Here is a 3543-nt window from a genome sequence, read left to right on the forward strand (position 1 = left end):
AGCGCACTCTGGCGGATCATCATCACCCGCATGGGCACCGACCAGCGAACCAAGGACTACGTCGCGCGACGCACCACCCAAGGGCTGACCAAGCCTGAGATCATTCGCTGCCTCAAACGATATGTCGCCCGGGAAGTCTTCCTCGCCCTCAAACCCGCGTCCACCGAAAAACGACCCGCCAAAGCAGCTTGACGACCATAGGAGCATCCGCCGGGCCCGGGCGTGGCGGGCCCACCCGCGGGATCGGGACGGGGTGCATCGGCGGCGCCCGTCCGTGGTCACCTGGTCGGCGTGGTCAACTGGTCGGCGTGGTCCACGTGTCTGCTGCCGAGCCGCCCGGGGCCGCGGTGCGGCTGCGGCTGGAGCTGAGCTACGACGGCACCGAGTGCGCCGGCTGGGCGGTCCAGCCCGGGCTGCGCACCGTCGCCGGGGTGCTGACCGACGCCCTGCGGACCCTGCTGCGGCACGAGGTGCGGGTGGTGGTCGCCGGTCGCACCGACGCCGGGGTGCACGCGGACGGTCAGGTCGCGCACGTCGACGCGGACCCGGCCGCGCTGGCCGCCCGGGCCCCGCGGGACCGGGCCGGGGACGGCGACCCGTCGGCCGCCGGCCGGCTGGGCATGCTCCGCCGGCTGGCCGGGCTGCTGCCGGCCGACGTGCGGGTCCGGGCGGTGACCGCGGCGCCGGTCGGCTTCGACGCCCGGTTCGCCGCGCTGCGCCGGCACTACCGGTACCGGATCGGCACCGCGGAGTGGGGCGTGGCCCCGGCCGACCGGCACTTCGTCCTGGCCCGGCGCCGTCGCCTGGACATCGAGGCCATGACGCTGGCCGCGCGCGCCCTGATCGGCCTGCACGACTTCCACGCCTTCTGCCGGCCGCGGGAGGGTGCCACCACCATCCGCGACCTGCAGGCGCTGACCGTCGTCCGGGCCGGCGACGAGGTACACATCGACGTCACCGCCGACGCCTTCTGCCATTCGATGGTGCGTGCGCTGGTCGGTTCGCTGCTCGTCGTCGGCGAACTGCGGATGCCGCCGGAGCGCCCGGGCCGGCTGCTGGCCGCACGCGAACGCACCTCGGCGTTCCCGGTGGTGCCGCCGCACGGGCTCACCCTGCGCCGGGTGGACTACCCGGCCGCGGCCGACCTGGCGGGCCGCTCCGCGCAGACCCGGGCGGTCCGTGAGCTCGGGCCCGGCGGACCGTCCGACTGAGGCGATGCCCGTCCGTCCCGCCCGGTCCTAGCCTCCCCGGAGACGGCCCGAGGACCAGGAAGTGGGAACCGCCGATGACGGGTGCGACCGGATCGGACCAGGGGGCGGGGCCGGGCCCGGACCCTGCCGCGGGGCCGTCCGGGCGCCCGCCGGCCGGCGATCCCGATCCCGCCGCCGGGCCATCGGGCGCTGGGTCGATCGACGATCCCGACCTGCCGTTCGGCGATGCCGGGGACGACGCCCCGGCCGGGACCGACCCGGCCGGCGCCGTCCCGCCGGTGGTCCGGGCCCGGCGGGCCGTCGGGCGCTGGGTGGTCTCGATCCGACCCCGGCGTCAGGACCTGCGCGCGGACGCCGTGGCCGGGGCGTCGAACGCGATCGCGTCGGTGCCCGACGGCATGGCCATGGCCCTGCTGGTCGGGGTGAACCCGGCGTACGGGCTCTACGCCTCGTTCGCCGGGAAGATCGGCGGCGGCCTGTTCACCAGCACCTCGCTGATGGTCGTCACGACCACGACCGCGGCCTCCCTGGCCGCCGGCTCGGTGCTGGCGGAACTTCCGCCCGGCGCCCGGGACGGGGCGGTCGTCGCGCTGACCCTGATCACCGGGATCATGCTGGTCGCGGTGGGTCTGCTGCGCCTGGGCCGCTACATCCGGTTCGTGTCGCGGTCGGTCATGGTCGGCTTCCTGACCGGGATCTCGGTGAACATCGTCCTGGGCCAGCTGCCGGGCCTGCTGGGGGTGGAGCCGGACCCGGGCGTGGCCGTGGAGAAGGCCCTGTACGTGGCCACCCACCTGCCCGAGATCGGCGTGCCGTCCGCCCTGGTCGGTCTCGGCGCGCTGGCCGGCATGGTGCTGCTCGGCCGCACCCGGCTGCGGCTGGTGGCGACGCTCATCGCGGTGACCGTCACCACGGCGGTGGTGGTGATCGCCGGCCTGGAGACCGTCGGGACGGTGATCGCGATCGGCAGCATTCCGGCCGGGCTCCCGGGCCTGAGCCTGCCGGACTGGCGGGACCTGGTGAACGTCGACCTCATCGCCGGCGCGGCGGCCATCGCCGCGATCGTCCTGGTCCAGGGCGCCGGGGTCGCCGAGACCGCGCCCAACCCCGACGGCAGCCGGTCCTCGACCAACCGGGACTTCATCGGCCAGGGCGCCGGCAGCCTGCTCGCGGGCATCGTGCACGGGATCCCGGTCGGCGGATCGGTGAGCACCACCGCCATCAACCTGGCGGCCGGCGCCCGCAGCCGGTGGTCGACCGTCTTCGGCGGCCTGTGGATGCTGGTCATCCTGCTGGCCCTGGGCCGGCTGGTGGAACTCGTACCGCTGCCGACGCTGTCCGCGGTGCTGATCTACGCGGCGCTGCTGACCCTCAAACCCGGCGTCGTGCGCATGGTGTGGCGCAGCGGCACGACCGGCCGGATCGCGATGACCGTCACGTTCCTGTCCACCCTGATGCTGCCGATCGCCGCGGCCGTCTCGATCGGGGTGATCTGCTCGCTGGTGCTGCAGTTGAACAAGGAGCAGCTGGACTTCCACCTGGTGCGGCTGGACTACCGGGACGGGCAGACCGTCGAGCGCCCGGTGCCGCAGGCTCTGCCGGACGGCGAGCCGGTGGTCCTGGACATCTACGGCAGCCTGCTCTACGCCGGGGCCCGGACCCTGGGAGCGCGCCTGCCCGACCCGCAGGGCACGCACCGGCCGGTGGTGATCCTGCGGCTGCGCGGCCGCGGGTCCCTGGGCTCCACCTTCTTCGGGGTCGTCGCGACCTACGCCGACGCCCTCGCGGCGGCCGGCGGCCGGCTTTACCTGTCCGGGGTGGACCAGGCGATGGTCCGGCGATTCGAGCGCAGCCAGCAGGCGCAGGTCCGGCGGCGGATCACCGTCGTCCCGGCCACCGAGGTGGTCGGCCAGTCGACCCGGGCCGCGCTCGAGGACGCGCGGCGCTGGCTGGCCGGCGCCGCCGCGCCACCCGACGAGGCCCCGGCCCCGGCCTCCGAAGGGCCACCGATCCAGCTGTCGGAGTCGGACCCCGACCCCGACCGCCCCTGACGGGCCCCGGACCTTCGCGGGACCACCCGGGCGGGCCGGGCCGACCGGCTCGACTACGATGAGTAGGCGCCGTCCGGAATCTGGTCACACCGTGTGCGCGCCAGGAGGCATTTTGACCATCACCGCAATCGAGCGGTACGCTGGACAGCCGGTGTGCCGCGCGGTCTGCGTGCGGCGGTGTCTGCATGTCTGTGGGCCCGCCCGAAGGCCCGGCCCGCGAGGGGGCGCACCGAGGGGAGCATCCGCTCCCGGACCTGAGCAACCTGGACGACAACGAAGAG

Annotated in this window: 2 protein-coding genes and 1 pseudogene; all 3 read left to right on the forward strand. The window is 74.9% G+C overall.

Annotated features, from left to right (window positions below):
- Positions 1-192, forward strand: a pseudogene (locus tag ACOJUF_RS16045) (IS110 family transposase); the annotation flags it as partial.
- A gap of 125 nt (positions 193-317) precedes the next feature.
- A complete protein-coding gene (gene truA / locus ACOJUF_RS16050; RefSeq protein WP_420122830.1) occupies positions 318-1211 on the forward strand; it encodes a tRNA pseudouridine(38-40) synthase TruA in 894 nt (297 codons plus the stop codon).
- Between the two features lie 74 nt (positions 1212-1285).
- Complete coding sequence (locus ACOJUF_RS16055; RefSeq protein ID WP_420122831.1) at positions 1286-3262, forward strand: SulP family inorganic anion transporter; 1977 nt, start codon at positions 1286-1288, stop codon at positions 3260-3262.
- Positions 3263-3543: the final 281 nt, after the last annotated feature.

The sequence above is a fragment of the Nakamurella sp. genome, from assembly GCF_048594475.1.
In the GTDB taxonomy this organism is placed as follows: Bacteria; Actinomycetota; Actinomycetes; order Mycobacteriales; family Nakamurellaceae; genus Nakamurella.